This window comes from Nonomuraea sp. NPDC004580 (genome assembly GCF_040609855.1).
Classification (GTDB): Bacteria; Actinomycetota; Actinomycetes; order Streptosporangiales; family Streptosporangiaceae; genus Nonomuraea; species Nonomuraea salmonea.
Genome location: NZ_JBEXLH010000011.1, coordinates 144352 through 166615 on the forward strand (window position 1 = coordinate 144352; position 22264 = coordinate 166615).

The 22264-nt window shown below is 70.8% G+C and carries 24 protein-coding genes and 1 tRNA gene; 13 read left to right on the forward strand and 12 right to left on the reverse strand.

Annotation, left to right across the window (positions count from 1 at the left end; translation table 11 throughout):
• The first annotated feature begins 1 nt into the window (after position 1).
• From ABZW11_RS14880 to ABZW11_RS14905, 6 genes are all read left to right on the forward strand, one after another.
• Positions 2-517 carry an ACT domain-containing protein gene (locus ABZW11_RS14880; RefSeq protein ID WP_345390223.1) on the forward strand — a complete coding sequence of 172 codons (516 nt, stop codon included), beginning with the start codon at positions 2-4 and terminating at the stop codon, positions 515-517.
• A gap of 38 nt (positions 518-555) precedes the next feature.
• Entirely contained in the window at positions 556-1050 is a 495-nt protein-coding gene (locus ABZW11_RS14885) for a peptide deformylase (RefSeq protein WP_355416595.1), read from the forward strand.
• A gap of 49 nt (positions 1051-1099) precedes the next feature.
• Positions 1100-1172 (forward strand) — tRNA-Leu (locus ABZW11_RS14890).
• A gap of 556 nt (positions 1173-1728) precedes the next feature.
• Positions 1729-2523: a Bax inhibitor-1/YccA family protein gene (locus ABZW11_RS14895; protein WP_355416598.1), complete on the forward strand. Its 795-nt coding sequence runs from the start codon at positions 1729-1731 to the stop codon at positions 2521-2523.
• A gap of 166 nt (positions 2524-2689) precedes the next feature.
• Positions 2690-2923, forward strand: coding sequence for a DUF4287 domain-containing protein (locus ABZW11_RS14900; protein ID WP_080045101.1), 234 nt, complete (start codon positions 2690-2692; stop codon positions 2921-2923).
• Between the two features lie 52 nt (positions 2924-2975).
• Entirely contained in the window at positions 2976-3383 is a 408-nt protein-coding gene (locus ABZW11_RS14905; protein ID WP_355416603.1) for a PPOX class F420-dependent oxidoreductase, read from the forward strand.
• Between the two features lie 78 nt (positions 3384-3461).
• Here the strand turns inward: ABZW11_RS14905 and ABZW11_RS14910 are convergent, their stop codons facing one another.
• The 3 genes from ABZW11_RS14910 to ABZW11_RS14920 form a co-directional block, all read right to left on the reverse strand.
• On the reverse strand, positions 3462-4679 hold the full coding sequence (locus ABZW11_RS14910; RefSeq protein ID WP_355416606.1) for an acetyl-CoA C-acetyltransferase: 1218 nt from the start codon (positions 4677-4679) through the stop codon (positions 3462-3464).
• 72 nt (positions 4680-4751) lie between these two features.
• Positions 4752-6107 carry a PQQ-binding-like beta-propeller repeat protein gene (locus ABZW11_RS14915; protein WP_355416609.1) on the reverse strand — a complete coding sequence of 452 codons (1356 nt, stop codon included), beginning with the start codon at positions 6105-6107 and terminating at the stop codon, positions 4752-4754.
• 74 nt (positions 6108-6181) lie between these two features.
• On the reverse strand, positions 6182-7150 hold the full coding sequence (locus ABZW11_RS14920) for an SGNH/GDSL hydrolase family protein (protein WP_355416612.1): 969 nt from the start codon (positions 7148-7150) through the stop codon (positions 6182-6184).
• 145 nt (positions 7151-7295) lie between these two features.
• On the opposite strand from ABZW11_RS14920, the gene ABZW11_RS14925 reads away from it, so the two are divergent.
• On the forward strand, positions 7296-8666 hold the full coding sequence (locus ABZW11_RS14925; RefSeq protein ID WP_355416615.1) for a cystathionine beta-synthase: 1371 nt from the start codon (positions 7296-7298) through the stop codon (positions 8664-8666).
• 17 nt (positions 8667-8683) lie between these two features.
• Here the strand turns inward: ABZW11_RS14925 and ABZW11_RS14930 are convergent, their stop codons facing one another.
• Positions 8684-9826: a histidine kinase gene (locus tag ABZW11_RS14930; protein ID WP_355416618.1), complete on the reverse strand. Its 1143-nt coding sequence runs from the start codon at positions 9824-9826 to the stop codon at positions 8684-8686.
• A gap of 137 nt (positions 9827-9963) precedes the next feature.
• On the opposite strand from ABZW11_RS14930, the gene ABZW11_RS14935 reads away from it, so the two are divergent.
• Both ABZW11_RS14935 and ABZW11_RS14940 read left to right on the forward strand, forming a co-directional pair.
• Positions 9964-10158, forward strand: coding sequence for a hypothetical protein (locus tag ABZW11_RS14935; protein WP_355416621.1), 195 nt, complete (start codon positions 9964-9966; stop codon positions 10156-10158).
• Between the two features lie 97 nt (positions 10159-10255).
• Positions 10256-11395 (forward strand): cystathionine gamma-synthase, encoded by a 1140-nt coding sequence (locus tag ABZW11_RS14940; protein WP_345390193.1) that lies wholly within the window; start codon positions 10256-10258, stop codon positions 11393-11395.
• A 21-nt stretch (positions 11396-11416) separates the two neighbouring features.
• Here the strand turns inward: ABZW11_RS14940 and ABZW11_RS14945 are convergent, their stop codons facing one another.
• Together ABZW11_RS14945 and ABZW11_RS14950 are read right to left on the reverse strand one after the other, a co-directional pair.
• Positions 11417-11845, reverse strand: a complete 429-nt coding sequence (locus tag ABZW11_RS14945; RefSeq protein ID WP_355416624.1) for a hypothetical protein — start codon at positions 11843-11845, stop codon at positions 11417-11419.
• Between the two features lie 10 nt (positions 11846-11855).
• The gene (locus ABZW11_RS14950) at positions 11856-11981 is read right to left on the reverse strand and encodes a hypothetical protein (protein WP_355416627.1); all 126 of its coding nucleotides are present in this window, start codon (positions 11979-11981) and stop codon (positions 11856-11858) included.
• A 139-nt stretch (positions 11982-12120) separates the two neighbouring features.
• On the opposite strand from ABZW11_RS14950, the gene ABZW11_RS14955 reads away from it, so the two are divergent.
• Positions 12121-12543, forward strand: coding sequence for a DUF6292 family protein (locus tag ABZW11_RS14955; protein ID WP_345390187.1), 423 nt, complete (start codon positions 12121-12123; stop codon positions 12541-12543).
• A gap of 64 nt (positions 12544-12607) precedes the next feature.
• Here the strand turns inward: ABZW11_RS14955 and ABZW11_RS14960 are convergent, their stop codons facing one another.
• Together ABZW11_RS14960 and ABZW11_RS14965 are read right to left on the reverse strand one after the other, a co-directional pair.
• Positions 12608-13069, reverse strand: coding sequence for a VOC family protein (locus tag ABZW11_RS14960; protein WP_355416630.1), 462 nt, complete (start codon positions 13067-13069; stop codon positions 12608-12610).
• Positions 13066-13668: a DinB family protein gene (locus ABZW11_RS14965; RefSeq protein ID WP_355416633.1), complete on the reverse strand. Its 603-nt coding sequence runs from the start codon at positions 13666-13668 to the stop codon at positions 13066-13068. Before ABZW11_RS14965 ends, ABZW11_RS14960 begins: the two co-directional genes overlap by 4 nt.
• A 61-nt stretch (positions 13669-13729) precedes the next feature.
• Here ABZW11_RS14965 and ABZW11_RS14970 point away from each other — a divergent pair, with 61 nt between their 5' ends.
• Positions 13730-14710 carry a YafY family protein gene (locus ABZW11_RS14970; RefSeq protein WP_355416636.1) on the forward strand — a complete coding sequence of 327 codons (981 nt, stop codon included), beginning with the start codon at positions 13730-13732 and terminating at the stop codon, positions 14708-14710.
• Positions 14711-14868: 158 nt separating this feature from the next.
• Here ABZW11_RS14970 and ABZW11_RS14975 read toward each other — a convergent pair whose 3' ends face one another.
• The 4 genes from ABZW11_RS14975 to ABZW11_RS14990 all read right to left on the reverse strand — a co-directional run bounded on the left by ABZW11_RS14975 (position 14869) and on the right by ABZW11_RS14990 (position 19567).
• Complete coding sequence (locus ABZW11_RS14975; RefSeq protein WP_355416639.1) at positions 14869-15327, reverse strand: GNAT family N-acetyltransferase; 459 nt, start codon at positions 15325-15327, stop codon at positions 14869-14871.
• Positions 15328-15368: 41 nt separating this feature from the next.
• Positions 15369-17327, reverse strand: coding sequence for a hypothetical protein (locus tag ABZW11_RS14980; RefSeq protein WP_355416642.1), 1959 nt, complete (start codon positions 17325-17327; stop codon positions 15369-15371).
• A 51-nt stretch (positions 17328-17378) separates the two neighbouring features.
• A complete protein-coding gene (locus tag ABZW11_RS14985) occupies positions 17379-18113 on the reverse strand; it encodes a hypothetical protein (protein ID WP_355416645.1) in 735 nt (244 codons plus the stop codon).
• Between the two features lie 62 nt (positions 18114-18175).
• On the reverse strand, positions 18176-19567 hold the full coding sequence (locus tag ABZW11_RS14990) for a sigma 54-interacting transcriptional regulator (RefSeq protein WP_355416648.1): 1392 nt from the start codon (positions 19565-19567) through the stop codon (positions 18176-18178).
• Between the two features lie 171 nt (positions 19568-19738).
• Between ABZW11_RS14990 and ABZW11_RS14995 the strand changes: the two genes are divergently transcribed.
• Positions 19739-20914 (forward strand): FIST N-terminal domain-containing protein, encoded by a 1176-nt coding sequence (locus ABZW11_RS14995; RefSeq protein ID WP_355416693.1) that lies wholly within the window; start codon positions 19739-19741, stop codon positions 20912-20914.
• A 58-nt stretch (positions 20915-20972) separates the two neighbouring features.
• A complete protein-coding gene (locus tag ABZW11_RS15000) occupies positions 20973-22145 on the forward strand; it encodes an ROK family protein (protein WP_355416651.1) in 1173 nt (390 codons plus the stop codon).
• Positions 22146-22264 lie beyond the last annotated feature (119 nt).

Sequence of the window (22264 nt, forward strand, 5' to 3'; positions counted from 1 at the left end):
GGTGGGTCTGTCAGCGGTGACCGTGCTGGGCGTCGACCGGCCAGGCGTGATCGCCGCGGTAACCGGGTCGCTCGCCGACTGCGGGGTGAACATCCAGGACTCGACCATGACGTTGCTGGGCGGGCACGTCGCGATGATGCTCCTGGTCTCGGGCGACCTCGATCCCGCCGAGCTGACCAAACGGGTGGGTGCTCCCGATCTCGTGGTCACCGCCTCGGCGATCGCCGCCCGCCGCCACTTCTGCGGCGGCTACGGCGGCGGGCTGGGCTACGTGCTGACCGTGCACGGCCCCGACCGTCCCGGCATCGTCTCCGCCGTGAGCGCCGTGCTGGCCGAGGACGGCGGCAACATCACCGGCATGAGCACGCGGCTCACCGGCCGCCTGTACGTGCTCATCGCGGACGTCGAGCTGCCGAAGGACGTCGACGTCGCCGCGCTCATGCGCAGGCTGGCGGCCGTCGGCGCGAGCCTCGACTCCGACATCACCTTCCGTCCCGTCGAACCGGACCTGTTGTGAGCCGGCGGGGCCCGAGACCGGCCGGCACCGTGCGGGACGTGCTCGGCGCCCCGCATCCCGTGCTGTCCGCCGTGGCGGAGCCCGTGGACCCGGGCGACCCCGAGGTGGTGGCCGCCGCGGCCGATCTGCTGGCGACCCTGCGCCACACGCCCGCCACGACGGGGCTGGCGGCCCCTCAGATCGGCCTCAGCTGGCGGCTGATCGCCTTTGACGCCGGTCGCCACCCCAGGAGTCGTTCCCGGGCCGGAGAGACCGTCCTCGTCAATCCCAGGCTCGCGGGGGCGGCCGATTGGGACGCGGGGCGGGAGGGGTGCGCGTCGATCCCCGGGCTGACCGCCGACGTACGGCGAGCGACGCGTATCACCGTACATGGGCATTTGCCAGGATCCGGGGAGACCGTCACCATCGAAGCGGATGCCGTGGAAGCTCGCTGCATTCAGCACCAACTGGACCATCTAGACGGTCTACTCTTCTTGGACAGAGTCCCTGGAGCGCTATCACTTCACCGCAAGCTTCACACTTGTGACGCTTGATGCGAAGTTGTGCTCCTCGGAAGCATGGTCTGTTTCGTATGATTGCGGCGCCCCCGTAGCCCAATGGCAGAGGCAAACCCCTTAAAAGGGTTGACGTGCGGGTTCGAATCCCGCCGGGGGCACTTGCCATCTCCATTGACTCCAGGTCTCTGACCTGGAGGTTTACCGCCATCGCGGGACAGACCAGCGCTGCGGTGTTACCAGCCGATATCGAGTTGTTATCGAGTTTGTCCTGTCACCAGGTGATCACTGCTGGTGGATACCCGGCCACGCGCCCGCCGAGCGGCCCCGCCGCCGGTCCTGACCTCCGGTGCGTACGGACCGGCCGACGGCCGCTGTTTGCCCGGCCGAAAAGTTTTCGCCGGCTCCCCGACATTGACAGACCCCGGGTTTTCTGCTTTCTTCCGCGCATTGCGGAGATTCCTTTCTGTGAATGCCTGACTACGCCTGACAACCGCCCTTTCCCGCGGCCGAAAGGGGCCATACTCTTCCCCTGGGCGCATCGGCGCACGTCGATGCCCTGCCGGAGGCCGCCCGCGGGCGATTCAGGACCGCGGGAACTCCGGGACGGGCCGGATCGTTGTGAACGCAGCCGACATCCCGTATGAACATCCATATGAGCGTCAGTTGACCAAGGTGGCGGCGCGCACCGTAGGCTCGTCGTCACAGGAGGCAGCGATGGAGAGCAAGAACCCCGTATTCAGCAGGTCGCGGCAGCAGGCCGCGGCGGGCTGGGCCGGTCCCACCCCGTCCCCCGACCAGCTGCAGAACATGTACGACTCGCCGTCGTACGCACCACCGTCCCGGCCGGCGCACCGGACCATGACGCTCGACGACGTCGTGGTCCGAGGGTTCCTGACCCTCGGCGCGCTGGTCGTCGCCGCCGCGGCGGCCTGGATCCTCGACGTCCCCCCGATGGTCGCCATCGGCGCGGCGATCGTCGCGCTGGTCCTCGGGCTGATCGCCTCGTTCACCCAGAGCACCAACCCGGCGCTCATCCTGGCGTACGCGGTGTTCGAGGGCGTCTTCCTCGGCAAGATCAGCTCCGTCTTCGAAGGCATGATCAGCGGCATCGTGCTGCAGGCGGTGCTGGGAACGGCGTTCGCGTTCGGCGCGGTGCTGACCGTCTACGCGCTGCGCATCGTCCGCGTGACACCCAAGCTGGTGAAGTTCACCATCGCGGCCGGTCTCGCCGCGCTCGGCCTGGTCCTGGTCAACCTCGTCATGGGCATCTGGGTCGACGGCGGCCTGGGCCTGCGCACCGACAGCCCGCTCGGCTGGATCTTCAGCATCGCCATGATCCTGCTCGGCTGCTTCTTCCTGCTGCTCGACTTCGACTCGATCGAGCAGGGCGTCAAGCAGGGCGCGCCGGAGAAGTTCGCCTGGCAGTGCGCCTTCGGCCTCACGCTGAGCCTGGTGTGGATCTACCTGGAGGTGCTGCGGTTCGTCAGCTACTTCACCAGTAGCGACTGACCTGCTCGCAACCGTCTCGTGAAGGGCTCCGCCGCACCGGCGGGGCCCTTTCGCTCTGCGACGGAAAATCTACCTGCCGTCACAAAATGATGCCGGACTGAGGGCTTGCCATTCGCACGTCCGTGTTGCAGTGTCAAGCAAAGGACCTTAATCCGCGGAGGTGCCCATGTCCTTGAACCACTCACCGGAGACGCAGACAAAGCTCATCGCCAGGGTCCCGACCATCACGGGACGCGAACTCCCAGAGTGGTTCCAAGCCATCGACAACGGCCCGAGCTTCCTGAGGTGCGACGAACGGGCCAACTGGCTCGCCGACGAGCACGGGCTGACCCACGGCTACGCCGCCGCGATCGTCCACGAGCACGAGCGGCACCGCCGTAACCGCATGGGCTTCATCTAAGCCCAACCGTCCCGCGCCCGTGCCGCAAGCGCGGGCGCGTCATCATGTGGGTATGGATCTCAACAAGGCCCTCGGTTTCCTCCGCGATCACCACCACGCCGTCCTGCTGACCCGGCACGGCGATGGGCGCCCGCAGATGTCGCCGGTCACGGCAGGCGTGCAGGGTGACCACGTTGTGATCAGCACCCGCGAGACCGCGGCCAAGGTGCGCAACGCGCTGCGCGACCCCCACGTGTCGCTGTGCGTCTTCACCGACCGCTTCTTCGGCGAGTGGATCCAGGTCGACGGCACCGCCGAGATCGTCCACCTGCCGGAGGCGATGGAGCCGCTGATCACCTACTACCGCGACATCTCGGGCGAGCACCCCGACTGGGACGACTACCGCGCCGCCATGGAACGCGAGCGCCGCGTCCTCATGCGCATCAGTCCGGTCCACGCCGGCCCCGACCGCCACGGCTGAGGCCGCGCGCCGGGAGGCGTCCCCGGTCGCGCGGCCCGCACTGAGGTCGCACGCCGCCTTGGCGTGCGGCCCGCACGCTCAGCTCAGGCGCTCGATGACCATGGCCATGCCCTGGCCGCCGCCCACGCACATCGTCTCCAGGCCGATGCTCTTGTCGTGGTGCTGGAGGCCGTTGATCAGCGTCGAGGTGATGCGCGCGCCGGTCATGCCGAACGGGTGACCCACCGCGATGGCGCCGCCGTTGACGTTGAGCCGGTCGATGTCGATGCCGAGCTCCCGGTATGACGGGATGACCTGTGCGGCGAACGCCTCGTTGATCTCCACCAGGTCGATGTCGTCGATCGACATGCCGGCCCTGGCCAGCGCCTGCTTCGACGCCTCCACGGGGCCGAGGCCCATGATCTCGGGCGACAGGCCGGTCACGCCGGTCGAGACGATCCTGGCCAGCGGCGTGATGCCCAGCTCGGCGGCCTTGACGTCGCTCATGATGACGACCGCCGCCGCGCCGTCGTTGAGCGGGCAGCAGTTGCCCGCCGTGACCGTGCCGTCGGGGCGGAAGACGGGCGCCAGCGTGGAGACCTTCTCGTACGTGGTGCCCGCCCTGGGCCCGTCGTCCTTGGCCACCACGGTGCCGTCGGGCAGCGTCACCGGCGTGATGTCCTTCTGCCAGAACCCGTCGGCCAGCGCCTTCTCGGCGAGGTTCTGCGAGCGCACGCCGAACTCGTCCTGCTCCTGGCGGGTGACGCCCTTGAGCTGGGCGAGGTTCTCGGCGGTCTGGCCCATGGCGATGTAGACGTCGGGCACCTCGCCGTCCTCGCGCGGGTCGTGCCAGACGTGGCCGCCCTCGGCGAACCCCTTGCTGCGCTCGCGGGCGCCGAGGAAGGCCGGGTTGTGCGTGTCGGGCAGCGAGTCGGAGTTGCCCTTGGTGAAGCGGGAGACGGTCTCGACGCCCGCCGAGACGAACACGTCGCCCTCGCCCGCCTTGATGGCGTGGAAGGCCATCCGGGTGGTCTGCAGGGACGAGGAGCAGTAGCGGGTCACGGTGGTGCCGGGCACGTCGTCGAGGCCCAGCATCACCGCCACGACCCTGGCCATGTTGAAGCCCTGCTCGCCGCCGGGCAGGCCGCAACCGAGCATGATGTCCTCGATCGAGGCGGGGTCGAGCTGGGGCACCTTGGCCAGCGCCGCCTTGATCATCTGCACGGTCAGATCATCGGGCCTGATGTCCTTGAGCGACCCCTTGAAGGCTCGTCCGATCGGGGAACGCGCGGTTGCGACGATGACTGCCTCGGGCATGGCCCCTCCTTTGTCGGCGCTAATAGTAGAACTATATTCCAGTTCTCTGTGCAAGGGCCGACGGGGCCGTGCTTATCCGTACATTCCGGGCGAGTTCGCCGTCTGGTCGTTCACCGCGTGCAGGCCGCCCCGCTCGTCCCGCCACAGCCGCCAGCCCTCCTGGCTGCCGGTGAACCAGGGCGGCGGCGTCGAAGGGGGAGTGATGCGCTTGCCGGTGCCGAGGTCGTACTCGCAGAGCGCGGCCGTGGAGTAGAAGCCGGGCGGCTGGCCGCGCAGCGGCAGCGGCTTGGGGTCGGTGACGCAGAACGACCAGCCGCGCTCGCCCTCCGCCGGCACCGGACGGCCCGCCGCCAGGTCGAAGGCCGTGCCCTTGGCGCGGTGCTGCAGGAACCCCAGCTTGTCCATGCGGTCGGGGAAGGCCAGCCACCAGCCGGAGCCGGGCACCTCGGAGGCGGTGATCTGGCCGACCACCCGCCCGCTGGCCGGGTCGAGCCGGGCGAAGCCGCCGTAGGCGCCGTTGGGGTCGACGGGACGGACGACGGGGGCGAGCCCCGGGCTGCCGCTCGGATAGACGCGTACGACCGAGGGCCGCATCCAGTTGATGGTCCCGTCGGCGATCTTGACGCTGAACAGCCCGAACGCCGAGACCTTCTTCGTCTTCGGGTTCGTGTAAGGGGCGACGTAGCCCACCAGGTCGTCGCCCGCCGCCCCGAACGCCCAGCCGCCCGACAGGTCGATGCCGGGGCCGAGCGCCTGCTCGATCGGCTGCTGCCACTGCAGCTTGCCGGTCTTCAGCTCGTACGACTCCACCATGGGGTTGGCGGCCAGCCTGAGCAGCAGCACCCGGTTCTTGTCCGACCACTCGACCTCGGAGATGCCGGGCAGCTTCCACAGCTGCTTGCCTGTCGCCGGGTCGAGCACCACCATGCGGGCCTTGGCCAGCGCGGTGTGCTCGGACAGGCACACGTAGGGCCCGCAGCGCTGCGGGCCGAACGTCGAGTGCACGGGCCTGGTCCACTTCTTCGCCCCCGTACGCGCGTCGCGGGCGATGAGCGTGGCGTTCCAGCGGCCCTGCTTGGCGGGATCGAGCGCCACCACCACGCTGTGACCGTCGGCCTGCCGCACGAGCGCGGGGGCCGAGACGCCCATGCCAGGCAGGCGGCCCGCCATGGTGGCCGGATGGGCCCACAGCTGCCGGCCGTCGCGCAGGCTCATGGCGACGGTCTCCAGCGCGCCCTCCGGCCTCATCGAGGTGACGGCGACCACGTCGGCGCCCACCGCCATCCTGCTGACGACGTTGATCCTGGTGTTGTGCCAGGAGGGGTAGGCGGAGGTGGCGGCGTCGCTGCCGGAGCAGCCGGCGACGGCGAGGCCGGCGGTGAAGGTGCCAGCGAGGGCGAGGGACGGTTTCCACGAGGGCCGGCGCACGGGCAATCCACTCCAATGAGGACGGGGAGTGGCGACTCGGGCGCGGAGGGTGACCGGCCGAGGGTGTGCAGGTGTCAGGTGTCGTTGACCGCCTCGCCGAGCCGCCGGCGGAACAACGTCGCCCACTTGCCGTGCAGGCCCGTCGCCCGCCCGTCGACCCGGGTCGCGGAGACCTCGGTGCCGGGCTCCTCCGCGGCCGTAGCCGCCGCGAGGTAGATCGGTTGCAGTGCTTCGCCGCGCGCGGGCCGCGGCTCAGGCCACAGCCCCAACGCAGCGCACACCGACGGTAGCACCGCGTAAGCGGCCTGCGCGTAACCTCGGTCAGATGGATGGAAACGATCCGGTCCGAACATTTCTGTCGGATTTGTAGCGAACTCCGGGCCCAGGACGTCGGCGAACGCCACCGTACGGCCGCCCGCGTCCACCACCGCCACCGTCTGCGCCGCGGCGAGCTGCCGGCTCCAGCGCCGCGTCACCCAGCGCAACGGCTGCGCGATGGGACGCACGGTGCCGAGGTCGGGACACGTGCCCACGACCACCTCCGCCCCCGCGTCACGCAGCCGCCGCACGGCCTTGACCAGATGGCGTACGGCGCTCGCGGGCGGCGTCTGCGTGATGATGTCGTTGGCCCCCACGAAGATCACCGCCAGGTCGGGGCCCATGGGCAGCGCCGCGTCCACCTGCTCGGCCAGCTCCGCCGACGGCGCGCCCGACTTGCCCACCACCTTCAGCTCGACCGGCCGGTCGGCCACCGCGGCCAGGCCGTTGGCCAGCAGCACCGCGGGCGTGCGCGCCGGGTCGGTCATGCCCAGGCCGACGGACGTGGAGTCGCCCAGCATGGCCATCTTGATCGGCTCACCGGGGAAATCCACGCCGTAGACGCCGTCGGACGGCGGGCCGTCCAGGCCGTGCGGGCGGCCGATGGCCTTGCGTGCCAGCAGCCCTTCGGCGATCAGCAGGCCGTACGCCGTGGCTCCGAGAGCCGTCAGCCCGCCACCTCCGAACGCCGCAGCGGTAGCGATCTTCCTCGCCGCGCGTGCCATGCCAGCCGGCCACACCACGTACGTGCCCTCCCCAGTCGAACTCGGCGGTAGCGTTTGCATGAAACTAACCGAGGGCCGGCCACCCCCACTGGACCTCGGCCATCGACAAGCTGACCAAGCTTCGGCAAAGAAGGTGAACACCTCGGTGCGCGTTTACGATTCCCTGGTCGACCTGATGGGCAACACGCCGCTCGTCAGGCTGCACAAAGTCACCGCGGGCGTCCCCGCGCAGGTGCTCGCCAAGGTCGAGTACTTCAACCCCGGGGGCTCGGTCAAGGACCGCATCGCGGTACGCATGATCGAGGCCGCCGAGAAGTCGGGCGCGCTGCGCCCCGGCGGCGTGATCGTCGAGCCGACCTCGGGCAACACCGGTGTCGGCCTGGCCATCGTGGCCCAGCAGAAGGGTTACAGGTGCCTGTTCGTGGTGCCCGACAAGGTGGCCCAGGACAAGATCTCGGTGCTGCGGGCGTACGGCGCCGAGGTGGTGGTCTGCCCGACCGCCGTCTCGCCCGACCACCCCGAGTCCTACTACTCGGTCTCCGACCGGCTGGCCCGCGAGGTCCCCAACGCCTGGAAGCCCGACCAATACTCCAACCCGAACAACCCCGACTCCCACTACCACTCGACGGGGCCCGAGATCTGGGAGCAGACCGAGGGCCGGATCACGCACTTCGTGGCGGGCATCGGCACCGGCGGCACGATCAGCGGCACCGGGCGCTACCTCAAGGAGGTCTCCGGCGGCCGGGTGAAGATCATCGGGGCCGACCCCGAGGGCTCGGTCTACTCCGGCGGGTCCGGGCGGCCCTACCTCGTGGAGGGCGTCGGTGAGGACATCTGGCCGGCCACGTACGACACGGAGATCTGCGACGAGATCATCGCCGTGTCCGACAAGGACTCCTTCACCATGACCCGCAGGCTCGCCCGCGAGGAGGGGCTGCTGGTCGGCGGGTCGTGCGGCATGGCCGTGGTGGCGGCGCTGCGGGTGGCGGCCACGGCGGCGCCCGGCGACGTGGTGGTGGTGCTGCTGCCCGACGGCGGCCGCGGCTACCTGTCGAAGATCTTCAACGACGACTGGATGGCCGACTACGGCTTCCTGACCACGTCCTCCGACGAGGGCACGGTCGGCGACGTGCTGGCCCGCAAGGGGGCGGGGCTGCCGGAGTTCGTCCATGTGCACCCGCACGAGACGGTCGGCACGGCCATCTCGATCATGCGCGAATACTCGGTGTCGCAGCTGCCGGTCATGAAGGAGGAGCCGCCGGTCATGGCGGCCGAGGTGGTCGGCTCCATCGTCGAGCGCGATCTCCTCGAAGCCCTCTATCACGGCAGGCTCTCCTCCGACGATCCGATCTCCGATCACATGTCCGCGCCGCTACCCACGATCGGCTCTGGTGAACCTGTGGCCATTGCGGTGGAAGCGCTGGAGAAGGCCGATGCGGCCGTTGTGCTGGAGGACGGCAAGCCGGCCGGGCTGATCACCCGCCAGGACCTGCTCGCCTTCCTGGCCAACCACTGACCGGTTCCCGCTCCCCGTCAGGAGAGCGGGAACTCGGCCACCACTTCCCATGCGCCCTCGGGGGACGGGCCCGCGTAGAGCCGTCCCCCCAGCGCCTCCACCCGCTCGGCCATGCCCACCAGCCCGAACCCGCCGCCGAGCCGGGACACGCGCGAATCCGAGCCCGAGCCGAAGTTCCGCACCCGCAGCGTCACCAGCTGCTCCAGGCGGCGCAGCTCCGCCTCCACCCAGGCGGTGCGCGCCGCGTGCTTGCGCACGTTCGTCAGCGCCTCCAGGAGCACGCGGTGCAGGGTGGTCATGACCTCGGGCGGCAGCGTACGGTCGTCGATGCCCTGCCCGATCTCGAAGGCCACCTTCGGCCCCTCGGCCGAGAACCGCTCGGTCATCATGCGCAGGTCGGCCAGCGTGACGCCGGGCGTCCTGCCTGCCTCGTCCTCCGCGCGCAGCACGGTGACCATGCGGCGCATCGACGTCAGCGCGTCCGAGCCGGCCGAGGCGATCGCGTCCAGCGCGGGCAGCACGGCCTGCGGGCTGCCCTCGGCCACCGTACGCGCGGCCTGGGCCTGCACCACGATGCCGGTGATGTGGTGGGCGACCAGGTCGTGCAGCTCCCTGGCCAGCTCCAGGCGCTCCGCCCTGCGTACCGAGTGGACCGCCTCGATCCGTCGTTCCTGCTGGAAGCGCAGGTAGCCGCCGACGCCCGCGGTCAGCGACCAGCTCGCGAACAGCAGGAACGAGAACATCAGCCCCGCGTTGTGGTACTCGCGGCCGCCGGCCTCGGCCATCAGGACGGCGAGGCCTAGGCAGGACAGCAGGGCGGCGTTGCGTACCGGCTCGACGTGCCGCAGCACGCCGAGGGTCAGGATGAGCAGCGAGCCGGTCTCCGTCATGCCGGGCAGGCCGCCGTTGCCAATGGCGGCGAGCGCCATCGACGTCGCGAACGACAGGCCGAGCAGGACGAGGTAGCCCTGCGTACGGAACCTGCGCCGCAGCGCCAGCGCCGTGATGCCGGCCGCTCCGCAGATCGGGACGAGCCACTGCTGAGGCCCCAGGCCCACGGCGAAGACGAGATCTATCAGCAGGAGGAGGCCGAGCCAGCCGTACATGGCCAGCTCGCTGAGCCGGCGGATCCAGTACACGACGCGTTTCGAGTCCCCCACGGCGTCGAGCCTAAGCCTGAAGTCGGACAAGGCGTATCGACCGTTCGGCCGACCGGGCGTTCCAGAGACCAGTCCTTCAGGGGAGGTGGCGGACGGGGTTCCTCGCCGATGCTGGAGAGGTCGGAAAGGGGACAGACATGGTTGCCATCGGGTTCGCCCTCCTGGGGGTCGGGCTGGTCGTCGCGGTGATGCTCGCGCTGGCCGACCCGGTACTGCTCTCGCGCATCAACGGGGAGCACGCGGAGGGCGGCAGCGGCCGATTCATCAAGGCGGACGTCGTACGGCTGCCCGCGCGGTCCGGCGGGGACCGGCACGAGACCAGGGCGGCCTGAGCGGCCCGGCTCGCGCGGGCAGGGAGCGCGAGCCGTCACGCCGGGGCGGGGGTGCGGGGCGGCCTGAGCGCGGCGCGCGTCCACTAACGTGGCTGGTATGAGCAACGGTTTTGAGACCCTGGCCATTCACGCAGGTCAGGAGCCCGACCCGCTGACGGGCGCGGTCGTGCCGCCGATCTACGCCACGTCCACGTACAAGCAGGACGGCGTGGGCGGCCTGCGGTCCGGATATGAGTACAGCCGCTCGGCCAACCCGACCAGGACCGCGCTCGAAGCCGCGCTGGCCGCCGTGGAAGGCGGAGCACGCGGGCTCGCGTTCGCGTCGGGTCTCGCCGCCGAGGACACCCTCCTGCGTACGGTCTGCAAGCCGCAGGACCACGTCATCATCCCCGGTGACGCCTACGGCGGCACCTACCGCCTCTTCTCCAAGGTCCACGAGCGCTGGGGCCTGCACTACGACCCCGTGCCGCTCCACGACCTCGACGCCGTGGCCACCGCCATGACGCAGAAGACCAGGGTCGTCTGGGTCGAGACGCCCACCAACCCGCTGCTCGGCATCGCCGACATCGCCGCGCTGGCGCAGCTCGCCCACGACAACGGCGCGCTGCTGGTCGTCGACAACACCTTCGCCTCGCCCTACCTGCAGCAGCCGCTCGCGCTCGGCGCCGACGTGGTCGTGCACTCGACCACCAAATACGTCGGCGGGCACTCCGACGTGGTGGGCGGCGCGCTGGTGGCCGCCGACGCGGGGCTCGGCGAGGAGCTGGCCTTCCATCAGAACTCCATCGGCGGGGTGGCCGGGCCGTTCGACGCCTGGCTGACGCTGCGCGGGCTCAAGACGCTCGGCGTGCGCATGGACCGCCACTGCGCCAACGCCGAGCGCGTCGTCGACCTGCTGCTGTCGCACCCGAAGGTGACCGAGGTGCTCTATCCGGGGCTGCCCGACCACCCCGGCCACGTGGTGGCGTCGAAGCAGATGCGCAGGTTCGGCGGCATGGTGTCGTTCCGCGTCGCAGGGGGCGAGGCGGAGGCCGTGGCGGTGTGCGACCGCGCCAAGCTCTTCACGCTGGGGGAGTCGCTCGGGGGAGTGGAGTCGCTCATCGAGCACCCCGGCCGCATGACGCACGCCTCGGCCGCCGGGTCGCCGCTCGAGGTGCCCGCCGACCTGGTGCGCCTGTCGGTCGGCATCGAGACCGCCGACGACCTGCTCGCCGACCTCACCCAGGCGCTGGGCTGAGCCGTTCCTGACGGTGGGGCCCTACTCGGGCACCACCATCAGGAAGAGGATCACCAGCCAGATCACCGACAGCAGGCTGCTGATCGCGGCGATCCGCCCGTTCTCGACCTTCGCGTCGTCCTCGGCGCTCTCGTTGGAGAGCGCCTGCACGGCGGCGCGCAGGTCGCGGTCGATGAGGACGAGCAGCACGATGCCCACGATGAACAACGTCATCGACGCCGTCATATACCACCGGCCGAGCAGCCCGCCGCCCATGACGATGCCGAGGATCAGGCCGAACACGAACACGCCGATGCTGCCGATGGCGTAGATCCTGGTCGTGCGCTGGATGAAGCGCAGCGCGGGCACGTTCTTGGCGCGGATGACCCGGGGCGCCGACATCGTCGCCGCGGTGATCGGACCGAGCGTGAAGATCGCGAATCCGATGTGCAGCCAGAGAAGCAGGTCCATGCGGGAGAGACTAGTCCCCGATGATCTCGCTGGGGGATTCGACACTCTCTTTGCTCTTGGCAGAGCAATGCATGCACAGCTCCATGGCCGTCACCGTGACGACCATGAGTACGACGAGGAGCACCGCGGTAATCATGGGTCCTCCTCCTTCCCCGTCGGGGACGTAAATATCGTCCGTAATGACTAGACGGCTGTGCAACGGAATAAGTTCAGCGCGGGTATGGTTGGGCAACGCCGCTTTTTCCTTACCGTTTGGGCACAAGGAGGTGCCGTCCGTGGCCATCAAGCACGTCGAGCCGTACTCCGACGAGTGGCTGCAGCAGCCGATCAGCTACGTGCAGCGCGTTGTCGAACTGCTCGGGTCAGAGGTCTCGGACTGGTGGGAGGGCCCCTGCGATCCGCGTGACGCCACGGTCAAGCTCACCGACGGCACCGCGCTCGTGTGGGACGAAGAGAGCGGGTGGCGGCTCGGCCGGTTCGTCGCCGGCGGGCGCGGGCAGCACACCGAGCTTTCGGGCGTCCGTTATCTCGGTCATGGGCTGCTGCCCCGGCCCGAGCGGGTCCGCGAGGCGCTGCGCGACGCGCGCGCCGGGGTGGGAGCCAGCTCGGCCTGGCGCCCCTGCTACCGCTCCCACCGCAACTGCCGCGACGGCTTCGACGTCGCCCTCGACTTCTACTCCCGCCTCGTGGACGCCTGACCCTCGCGCCTCCGCGAGCGCCTGATCCGCGAGCAGCCGTCCCGGTTTCTCGCCCGGGGTGCCGTCAGTCCAGGCAGAACTCGTTGCCTTCCGGGTCGAGCATCACGATGTGGCCGCCGCTCATCGGCGGCTGCGGCTCGTATCTCTGGACCCGGGTGGCGCCCAGCTTGAGCAGCCGCTCGCACTCCGCCTCCAGCGCCGCCATGCGCTCGTCGCCCGCCAGACCGGGAGCCGCACGCACGTCGAGGTGCACGCGGTTCTTCGCGACCTTGTCCTCGGGCACCTGCTGGAAGAACACCCGGGGCCCGGCGCCGTCGGGGTCCTCGATGGCCGAGCTGCTGTTGCGCCGCTCCTCCGGCACGCCGATGCGCTCCAGGAAGTCGTCCCACGCGGCCAGCGGGTCGGCGCCTGCGGGCAGCTCGACCCCGGGAGGGGCGGGGTGGACGTACCCGAGCACGTCGCGCCAGAAGACGGACAGCGCCCTCGGGTCGTGAGCGTCGAAGGTGACCTGAACGTTCCGGCTCATCGCTGGGCGCCTTCCGTGGTTCGTGCGTCGTTCGCAAGATGGGTGTGCAGGTAGAGGTCGCGCAGCAGGCAGACCTCGGACAGGTGGTGGATCAGCTCGCGGTGGATGTGGAGCACCAGATCCGCCATGGGGGATTCGGGGTACGGCTCCTTGTCGCCGACCGGGACGCGCAGCTCGTCCTCGCCCAGCCCCTGGACGCCGGCCAGCCACGCCTCGACCTCCCTGTCCAGCTGGCCGAGCGCCTGTGCCGCGGTGCCGGCGTACTCCCAGGTCTCGTACGACGCCGGCGGCCCCCCGAAGTGGGACGCGGTGCGAGCGGCCAGCACGCCGACGATGACGTGCCCGAGCCGCCAGGCGATGGTGGTGAACGGCGCTGGGACCGGTGTCGGGTAGGCGAAGTCGATGATGAAGTCTCCCGCCCCGCCCTGGATGGGCGCCGTGGACCGGCCGCGCGGCCACACGTTCCAGGGGTCGGGCACCGGCGACCAGAAGTACTCGTCGTCGGTGAGCCCCTCCAAGCGGGGCCGCAGCTGGTTGGTCCAGTGCCAGGTGAACTGCTCGCGCAGCGTCCTGTTCCAGTCGAACGCGGTTGTGCTCATGGCTCCACGATGACACCCCTAGCGGACAGGATCGGTCCGCAATCTCTGGCAGGCTGAAAGAATGACCCTGGCAAGCGAGGACGAACGCGGAACGACGGAGCGGGTGCTCACCCTGCTCGGGCTGCTCCAGCAGCGCCAGATCTGGACCGGGCCCGAGCTGGCCGCCCGGCTCGGGGTGACCTCACGTACCGTGCGGCGCGACGTCGAACGCCTGCGCACGCTCGGCTACCCGGTGCACGCCAGCCAGGGGGTCGGCGGCGGCTACCAGCTCGGCCCGGGGCAGGACCTGCCGCCGCTGCTCCTCGACGACGAGGAGGCGATCGCCACCGCCGTCTCCCTGCTGGTCGGGGCCGGTGGCGCGGTCGCCAGCGCGGGTGACGCCGCGCTGCGGGCGCTCACGAAGCTCGACCGGGTGCTGCCCACGCGGCTGCGGCACGAGGTGCGGGCGCTGGCCGGCTCGGTGGAGTCCTTCGCCGGTGGCGGCCGGGAGCCGATCGACCCGAAGGTGCTGATGACGCTGGCCAGGGCATGCCGGGACGAGGTGGAGGTCGCCTTCGCCTACCCGTCGCGGGAGGGGCAGCGGACGCGGACGGTGGAGCCGTACCGGCTGGTCGCCTCCTCCCGGCGCTGGTACCTGCTCGCCTTCGACCTCGACCGCGGCGACTGGCGTAACTTCCGGGTCGATCGGATGAGCGAGGTGGCCGCGCGGACCCGGCGGTTCCGGCTACGGGAGGCGCCGGACGCGGCGGCGTACGTGCAGGAGAACGTCACCACCCGCGTCTACCGGCACCAGGCGCGCTTCCTCGTGCACGCGCCGTTCGAGGTGGTGCGGGCGCAGGTGCCGGCGGCGGCGGGCGTCGTGCACGACCGGGGGAGCGACGGCTGCGAGGTGGTCGCCGGCGCCGACGACCTCGACTTCGTGCTCATGCACGTGGTGCTGCTCGGACACGACTTCGACGTCCTCGACCCACCCGAGCTGGCCGCCCGCTGCCAAGCCCTGTCCGCCCGCCTCCTCGCAGCCGCCCGGGAGGCCGGTCCGTAGCGGTCTTGTCGCTTATGGTGTTTTTTGTGAGTGCCAGTCGGTCACCGACGCCGACCTGGCCACCACCGGCGAACTGGTCCTGGAAGTGCAGCGCTGAGCAACACCCGACGAAGACCAGCCCGGGCACGCCTTCGCGCGTGCCCTGCCTGTGGTGGTGGCTAGGGCTTGGGGGCGTGGAGGGCCAGCATGATGTGGTGGTCGTTGCCGTGGTGGACGATGCCCTCGCGCTGGAAGCCGTGTTTCTCCAGCAGGCGGACGGAGGCGGTGTTGCCCTCGTGGGGGTCGGCGTACAGCGGGCGGTTGGGCTCCTCGGCGAGGAAGAGGGCCATCGCGCGGCTGCCGATGCCGCGCCCCCAGAAGGCACGCCCGAACCAGTAGCCGATGTAGCGCCGCTCCTCCTCCCACCACGCCACCAGGTTGCCCGCCAGTTCCCCGTCGGCCAGCACGGCCCGCACGTAGACGGTCGGGTCGCCGAGGATGTCGGCCTTCCAGTGGCGCAGGAACGCCTCACGCTCGCGTGGCGCGAACCTCGACCGCCGCGCCGCCTCGGGATCGTGCTCCTGCGCCAGGAACACCTCCAGATCGGCCTCCGTCACGTCTCTCAGCCGTACGTCCATGCCGGGCAGCCTCGCAGGCGGCACCGACAATCTCGCGGCCGTCAGCGCGTGCGGCGCAACCGCAGGAAGTCGCTCACCACGTATTCGCCCAGCCGGTCGGCGCTCGGCGAGAAGACCCGCCCGCCGTTGCGCCGCGCCACCTCGTCCACGAACTCCTTCAGCCGGTCGTCGGCCGCCAGCATGAAGACGTTGATCGTGGCCCGCCGCCGGGTCATCTTGTCCACCTCGGACAGCGTGAGCTCCAGCGTCTCGTGCGACGGCGGCCACTCGAACGCCGAGCGCCCGTTGCGCATGAGGTGGGCGGTCGGCTCGCCGTCGGTGACGACCAGCACCACCGGCTCGAAGTCGGGGTGGCGGTCGAGGTGGCGCCCGGCGATGAGCAGCGCGTGGTGCAGGTTGGTGCCCTGGACCATGTCCCAGTCGAGCCCGGCCAGCTCGTCGGGCTGCAGCACCCTGGCGTAGTTGGAGAAGCCGATGATCTGTACGGCGTCCTGCGGGAACTTCGAGGCCACCAGCGCCTGCAGGGCCAGCGCGGTCTGCTTGGCGGCGGCCCACGTGCCGCGCAACGCCATGGAGTAGGACAGGTCGACCAGCAGGCAGACGGCCGCCGCGCTGCGCCGCTCGGTCTCGGCCACCTCGAAGTCGTCGACGGACAGCCGCACCCCGACCCGGTCGCCGAGCGTGACACCGCCGCTGCGCACGCCGTTGACCAGCGTGCGTACGACGTCGATGGGCTGCTCGTCGCCGAACCGCCACGGCCGCGACGACCCGGTCAGCTCCCCGGCCGAGCCGGCGTCGTGCTGGTCGTGGTCACCTCGGCGCCCTGCGTCGAGCGAGGAGAAGACCCGGCGCAGCGCGGTCTCGCCGAGCCGGCGCACGGCCTTGGGGGTCAGCTCCAGCTTGCCGCGCCGGCGCAGGAGGTAGCCCTGCTCCTCAAGCTCGCGTTCGATGCGCTTGAGCGCTTCGAGGTCGTCGACGGCGGAGCGGCCGAGCGCGCGGCGCACGGCGGCCTCGTCGATGTCGTCGAGCCGCGCGCCCGGGTAGTCCTGGCGCAGGGCGGTCTCGAGCTGGGTGAGGTCGGCCAGTTCCTCAAGGGCGGTGACGGCGTCGCCCATGGCGAGCGGCTCTTCGCCGGTGAGGCGCTCGGGGGCGTTCCAGGCGAGGTCGGGGCGGCGGGAGTAGAGGGCCTCGCCGAGCCGGCGCATCTCGTCGGCCAGGCCCGCCTGCTCAAGGGTCTGGTTCATCAGGTTGCCCAGCTCTTCGCGCTGGCGCGGCGTCATCGAGGCCAGCATGCGCTGGGTGGCGGCGGCGCGGCGGGCGAGGATGTCGACCAGCTCGTCGAGGTTGCGGGGCTTCTCCGGGAACAGGTCGCCATATTTCGCCATAAATTGCTCGAAATCGGCTTGGGTGTGCTCGCCGCGGGCGTCCTTGTCGAGCATCCCGTTGAGGTCCGCCATCATCTCGCGGACGCGCTGCATCGCCTCGGGGTCGGGGTTGGCCAGCGCGTCGCGCAGCCCTCTGAACTGGCTGTCGAGCACCTCCCTGCGCAGCAGGTCGCGCAGCTCCTCGAAGGTCTGCCTGGCCGCCTGGGAGCGCCAGTCGTAAGAGCTCAGCTCCTGGATCGCGCTCGCGGTGTCCTCGGGCAGCGCGTCGAGGCCCGCCTCCCGCAGCCGCGCGTCGTCGGACGGGTCGGGGAACAGCTCGGCGCGCTCCTGCCCGATCGCCTTGTCCAGCAGCGCCCTCGCCCGCTCCAGCGTGCCGTCGAGCCGCCCGCGCTCGCGCAGGTCACGGCGGCGCTTGCGGACCTCCCTGAGCATGTCGTCGAGCCCGCGCCGCTCCTGGGTGCCCGGCAGGCCGCGCTTGAGCAGGTCGCGCAGGGCGTGGACCGGGGTCGAACCCGACAGGATGGCGTCGCCCATCTCGTCGAGCGCGGCGCGTACGTCATAGGGAGGCGCCAGGGGATCGGGGCCGTCGTGGTACTCGCCATAGCGGAAGGCCATCACGAAACCACGCTAACCCCGAAACAAGCCCCGTGGTGTTACGCCGAGAGCTCAGGCGTCGCCGAAGACCTCCCACACCTGGTGGAGCGCGCCGGAGCCGGGCGTGTAGTCGATCTTCGCCAGGACGGGGTACTTGACGGTCTTGAGGGCCTTCGTCAGGTCCGTCCACCTGCACGCTTTCTTGCCCAGGCCGTTCTTGTCCGCGTTGACCGGGCGGCCGGTGAGCCAGCCGTCGCCGCAGCGGGCCGTGGTGCGGGAGAACGTGGTCGCGTACGTGTAACCCAGCTTGACCGTCTTTCCGCCGCTCGCGAACAACACGGTCGTGTCGTTCACCCGCTTGATCGTCCCCGTGGCCGTCCGCGGCTCGGGCCACTCGTTGAGCAGGATCTCGTTGACCCGGACCGCCGCGCCGCTGCGGTACTCGACCCGCACCGGCACGGGCCCGCGGGCCAGTGCGGCGGTCAGGTCGGCGGGCGCGCAGCGGGTGCGGCCCAGGCCGTTGCCGTCGAGCGCGACCCTGCCTTCGGTCTCCTTCAGGTCGCAGGCCGTCGTGACCCGCCCGTACGCGGCCTTGGCGTAGCCGAGCCGCAGCTCCTTGGCGCCGGCGGCGCTCGCCAGCCGGTGGAACGTGGTGCCCTTGACGCGGGCCGCCTTCTTGGGCACGAGCCGCAGGCGGCCCTGGCCGTCGGCCCACGCGTACCCGTACGCGGACGTGGCGGCCTCGGCGGGTGCCGCGAACCCGCCCAGGACGAGAGCGGCGGCGGTGGCGCAGGCAAGCAGGCGCATGACGGTCTCCCCCGGCTAAGTGATGAACTCACCCCCTTTGACGCGGGAGACCGCCGACATGTTCACGTGCGATAAACGGTCACGCCGTCAAGATCTTCCTTGGACAGCCGCCGCATCAGGTAAAGACCCTCAAGGGCGAACTCCAGCGCCGCCGCCGCGTGCCCGGGCGACTCCTCGCCCGCGCCCATGCCGAGCCGCGACATGACCTTGGCGAGACCGGCGACCGGCCCGATGCGGGTGAGCAGGTCACCGGCGGAGACCAGCTCGCCCGACTCCACCTGGTTGCCCTCGGCGAACTTGTCGGTCACCGGGGACAGGTCCATGCCGCCCAGCCGGCTCCTGAACGTCTCGGCCGTCGCCCGGCGCAGCAGATGGGCCAGGATCTCGGTCTCCCTGCCCTCCTCGCTGACCTCGAACTCCACCTTGCCGCGCAGGCTGTGGACCACGCAGCCGAGGTCGACCACGCGGGTGACCGGCTGGTCCTCGCCCATGATGGCGGCACGGCGCACCGCCGAGGCGGCCGCGGTCTCGGCCGCGGCGATCGAGAACCTGGCCGACACGCCGGAACGGGCGTCGACCGCGGTCGACTCGCGGACGAGCCGGGTGAAGCGGGCGATCACCTCGATCAGGTGCTCGGGGACGTCGGCCCCGATGTCGGGCATGGACTCCTGGCGGATGAGCGTCAGCTCGTCCTCGACGGTCAGCGGGTAGTGGGTGCGGATCTCGGCGCCGAACCGGTCTTTCAACGGCGTGATGATCCGGCCCCTGTTGGTGTAGTCCTCGGGGTTGGCGCTGGCGATGAGCAGCAGGTCGAGCGGCAGGCGCAGGTTGTAGCCGCGCACCTGGACGTCGCGCTCCTCCAGCACGTTGAGCAGCGAGACCTGGATGCGCTCGGCCAGGTCGGGCAGCTCGTTGACGGAGAAGACGCCACGGTTGGTGCGCGGCACCAGGCCGTAGTGGACCGTCTCGGGGTCGCCGAGCCGGCGCCCTTCGGCGATCTTGATCGGGTCGACGTCGCCGATCAGGTCGCCCACGGAGGTGTCGGGAGTGGCGAGCTTCTCGCCGTAGCGCTCGTCGCGGTGCTTCCACGCCACCGGCAGCTCGTCGCCCAGCTCCCGCGCCAGAGCCTGGCAGCGGGTGCAGGCCGGCGCGTACGGGTGGTCGTTGATCTCGCAGCCCTCGATCACCGGCGTCCACTCGTCGAGCAGGCCCGTGACCGTGCGGATGAGCCGGGTCTTGCCCTGACCGCGCTCGCCCAGCAGAACCAGGTCGTGCCCGGCGAGCAGCGCCCGCTCCAGGTGGGGCAGGACGGTGTCGTCGAAGCCCACGATGCCGGGGAAGCGGGGCTCACCCGCCCGCAGCTTGGCCAGCAGGTTTTCCCGGACCTCGGCTTTGACGCTGCGATGAACGTGGCCGCTCTCTCGCAACTCGCGGAGAATACGTGGCTGATGCACGGGAACGAGACTACGTCCCCCGCGAGGAATGTGGCAGAGACTTTCGCACCTGGCGGAGATTTCGGATCTTGACTATTAGGTGACGGTTCGTGCGCGTGCTTGTCCCTTTAGTGGGGAGAATCGGGCCTAGGGAACTTGGACATGTCGAGGGAGGCGAGATCCGTGGCCTTGATGACAAGCCGCTTCGCCGACGGCCTCGCCGTGGGTTCCGACCTGGTGGAGGCCGCGGAGAACGCCGTCGGCCAGGCACTGTCGAGGCTCAGCGGCCAAGCAGATCTGGTCTGCTTCTTCATTTGCGGCGACGACCCCGACGACGTCGCCAGGGCCGGCGAGGCCGCGATGAAACTCGCGCCCGAAGCGCACGTGATCGGATGCAGCGCCACCGGAGTGATCGGTGACGGTCAGGGGGTGGAGCTGACGCCCGCCGTGAGCGCGTGGGCGGCGACACTGGAGGGCGCCCGGCTCACCACGTTCGCGCTGGAGACGCTGGCGGCCGAGGATCGGTTCGTGGTCGTGGGGCTGCCCGAGCGCAATGGGGACGACCACGTGGCGATCCTGCTGGCCGACCCGTACACCTTCCCGACCGACGCCTTCGTGGAACGCTCGGTCGACGTGCTCGGCGAGCTGCCGCTCATCGGCGGGCTGGCCAACGGGCTGCAGGGACGCGGGTCCGTACGCCTCTTCGCCGACGGCGAGATCTACACCGAGGGCGCCATCGGCGTGCTGCTCAGCGGGCCGGTCAAGGTCAGCACGGTGGTGAGCCAGGGCTGCCGGCCGATCGGCCCCAGCATGGTCGTCACCGCCGCCGAGGACAACCTGCTCCTGGAACTGGCCGGGCAGCCCGCGCTCGCCCGCCTTGAGGACATCGTCAGCGACCTCGACGAGGACGACCGCGAGCTGGTCGCCTCAGGGCTGCAGATCGGCCTGGCCATGGACGAGTACGCCGAACGCCACGAACGCGGCGACTTCCTCATCCGGGGCGTCATCGGCATCGACCCCGACAGGGAGGCCGTCGCCATCGGGGACGTCGTCGAGGTCGGCAGGACCGTACGCTTCCAGGTCCGCGACGCCGCCACCGCCGACGAGGATCTCTACGACCTGCTCGACGCGCACCGCGAGGAGATCGGCAAGGTGGACGGGGCGCTGCTGTTCTCCTGCAACGGCCGCGGCTCCGCCATGTTCGGCACCGCCGACCACGACCCGGTAGCGCTGCGCGACACGCTGGGCCCGATCGGCGTGGCGGGCTTCTTCGCCGCCGGCGAGGTCGGCCCGGTCGCCGGCCACAACCACGTCCACGGCTTCACCGCCTCCGTCCTGGTGTTCAGCAGCCCTTCGAGCACCCCGTGACGCTGCCAGCGGACCGGGGCTCAGAGGCGGCCGTGCCTGTCCTGCGGGCCGGGCCTTCGTGATCCTCGCCATCGACGTCGGCGGCACCAAACTGGCCGCCGGCCTGGTCTCCCGCGACGGGACGGTGACCGGACGGCGGCGGGTCGCGACGCCGCAGGGCGCGGACGCCGAGACTCTCTGGCGTACGCTCATCGCTCTGGTCGAGCCCCTCGCGGGTCACGCGGAGGCGGTGGGTGCGGGGTGCGGTGGCCCGATGAGCTGGCCGGACGGCGAGGTCTCGCCGCTTAACATCCCCGGCTGGCGGCGCTTCCCGCTGCGCGCCCGCCTCGCGGAGCGGTTCCCCTCCTTACCGGTACGCCTGCACAACGACGCCGTCTGCCTGGCCGTCGCCGAGCACTGGCTGGGCGCCGGGCGCGGCAGCACCGACATGCTCGGGATGGTCGTCTCCACCGGCGTGGGCGGCGGCCTGATCCTGGGCGGCCGCCTGGCCCACGGGCGCACCGGCAACGCCGGGCACATCGGCCACGTCGTGGTCGAGCCCCACGACGGCCCCCGCTGCACGTGCGGCGGCCACGGCTGCCTCGAAGCAGTGGCCCGCGGACCCGCCCTGACCGCCTGGGCCCTGGCGAACGGCTGGCACCCGAACCCCCGAAGACCCACGACTCCCGTCCCCGCGCCGGTCACCGCCCGCCGGGTCTTCGACGTGTCCCCAGACACCCCCCAACAGCCGGACGCCGCCGTGAGATTCGGCGGCGTCGCAGGTGGCGAGTCCGGGCGGCCTGACGGGACGCACGTGCGGACAGCTGAACGGGACGGCGAGGGCGTGCTGCACCCCGATGCCGCCGGGGGCCGCGTGATGACCGGGAGCGCATTCGACGGGGAAGGGGTCCCGTACCGGGAGGATCGGGAGGTGACGGCGCGGGAGCTGGCGGCGGACGCGCTGGCCGGGGATCCGGTGGCCGTACGGGCGATGCGGCGGGCCGGGCGGGCGCTCGGCGTGGCGATCGCCTCTGCCACGCACCTGTGCGACCTCGGCCTGGTCACCGTCGGTGGCGGGCTGGCGCAGGCGGGGGAGCCGCTGTTCGGCCCACTGGAGGAGGCGCTGCGCGAGCACGCCAGGATGGGGTTCGCCCGGCACGTCGAGGTGCTGCCCGCCGCGCTGGGCCAGGACGCGGGCCTCGTCGGCGCCGCCGCCCTCCACCTGGCCGCCGACCGCTACTGGCCCACCTGACCCCCGACCCACGAGGCCCGGAAAGCGACGCGCTCCTTGCCTGCTGAGGCCGGGGAGCCCAGTCCACAGCAGCGTGAAGGCCCGGTGCCGCCTCGCTGCTTGGGGAGGGGGCACCGGGC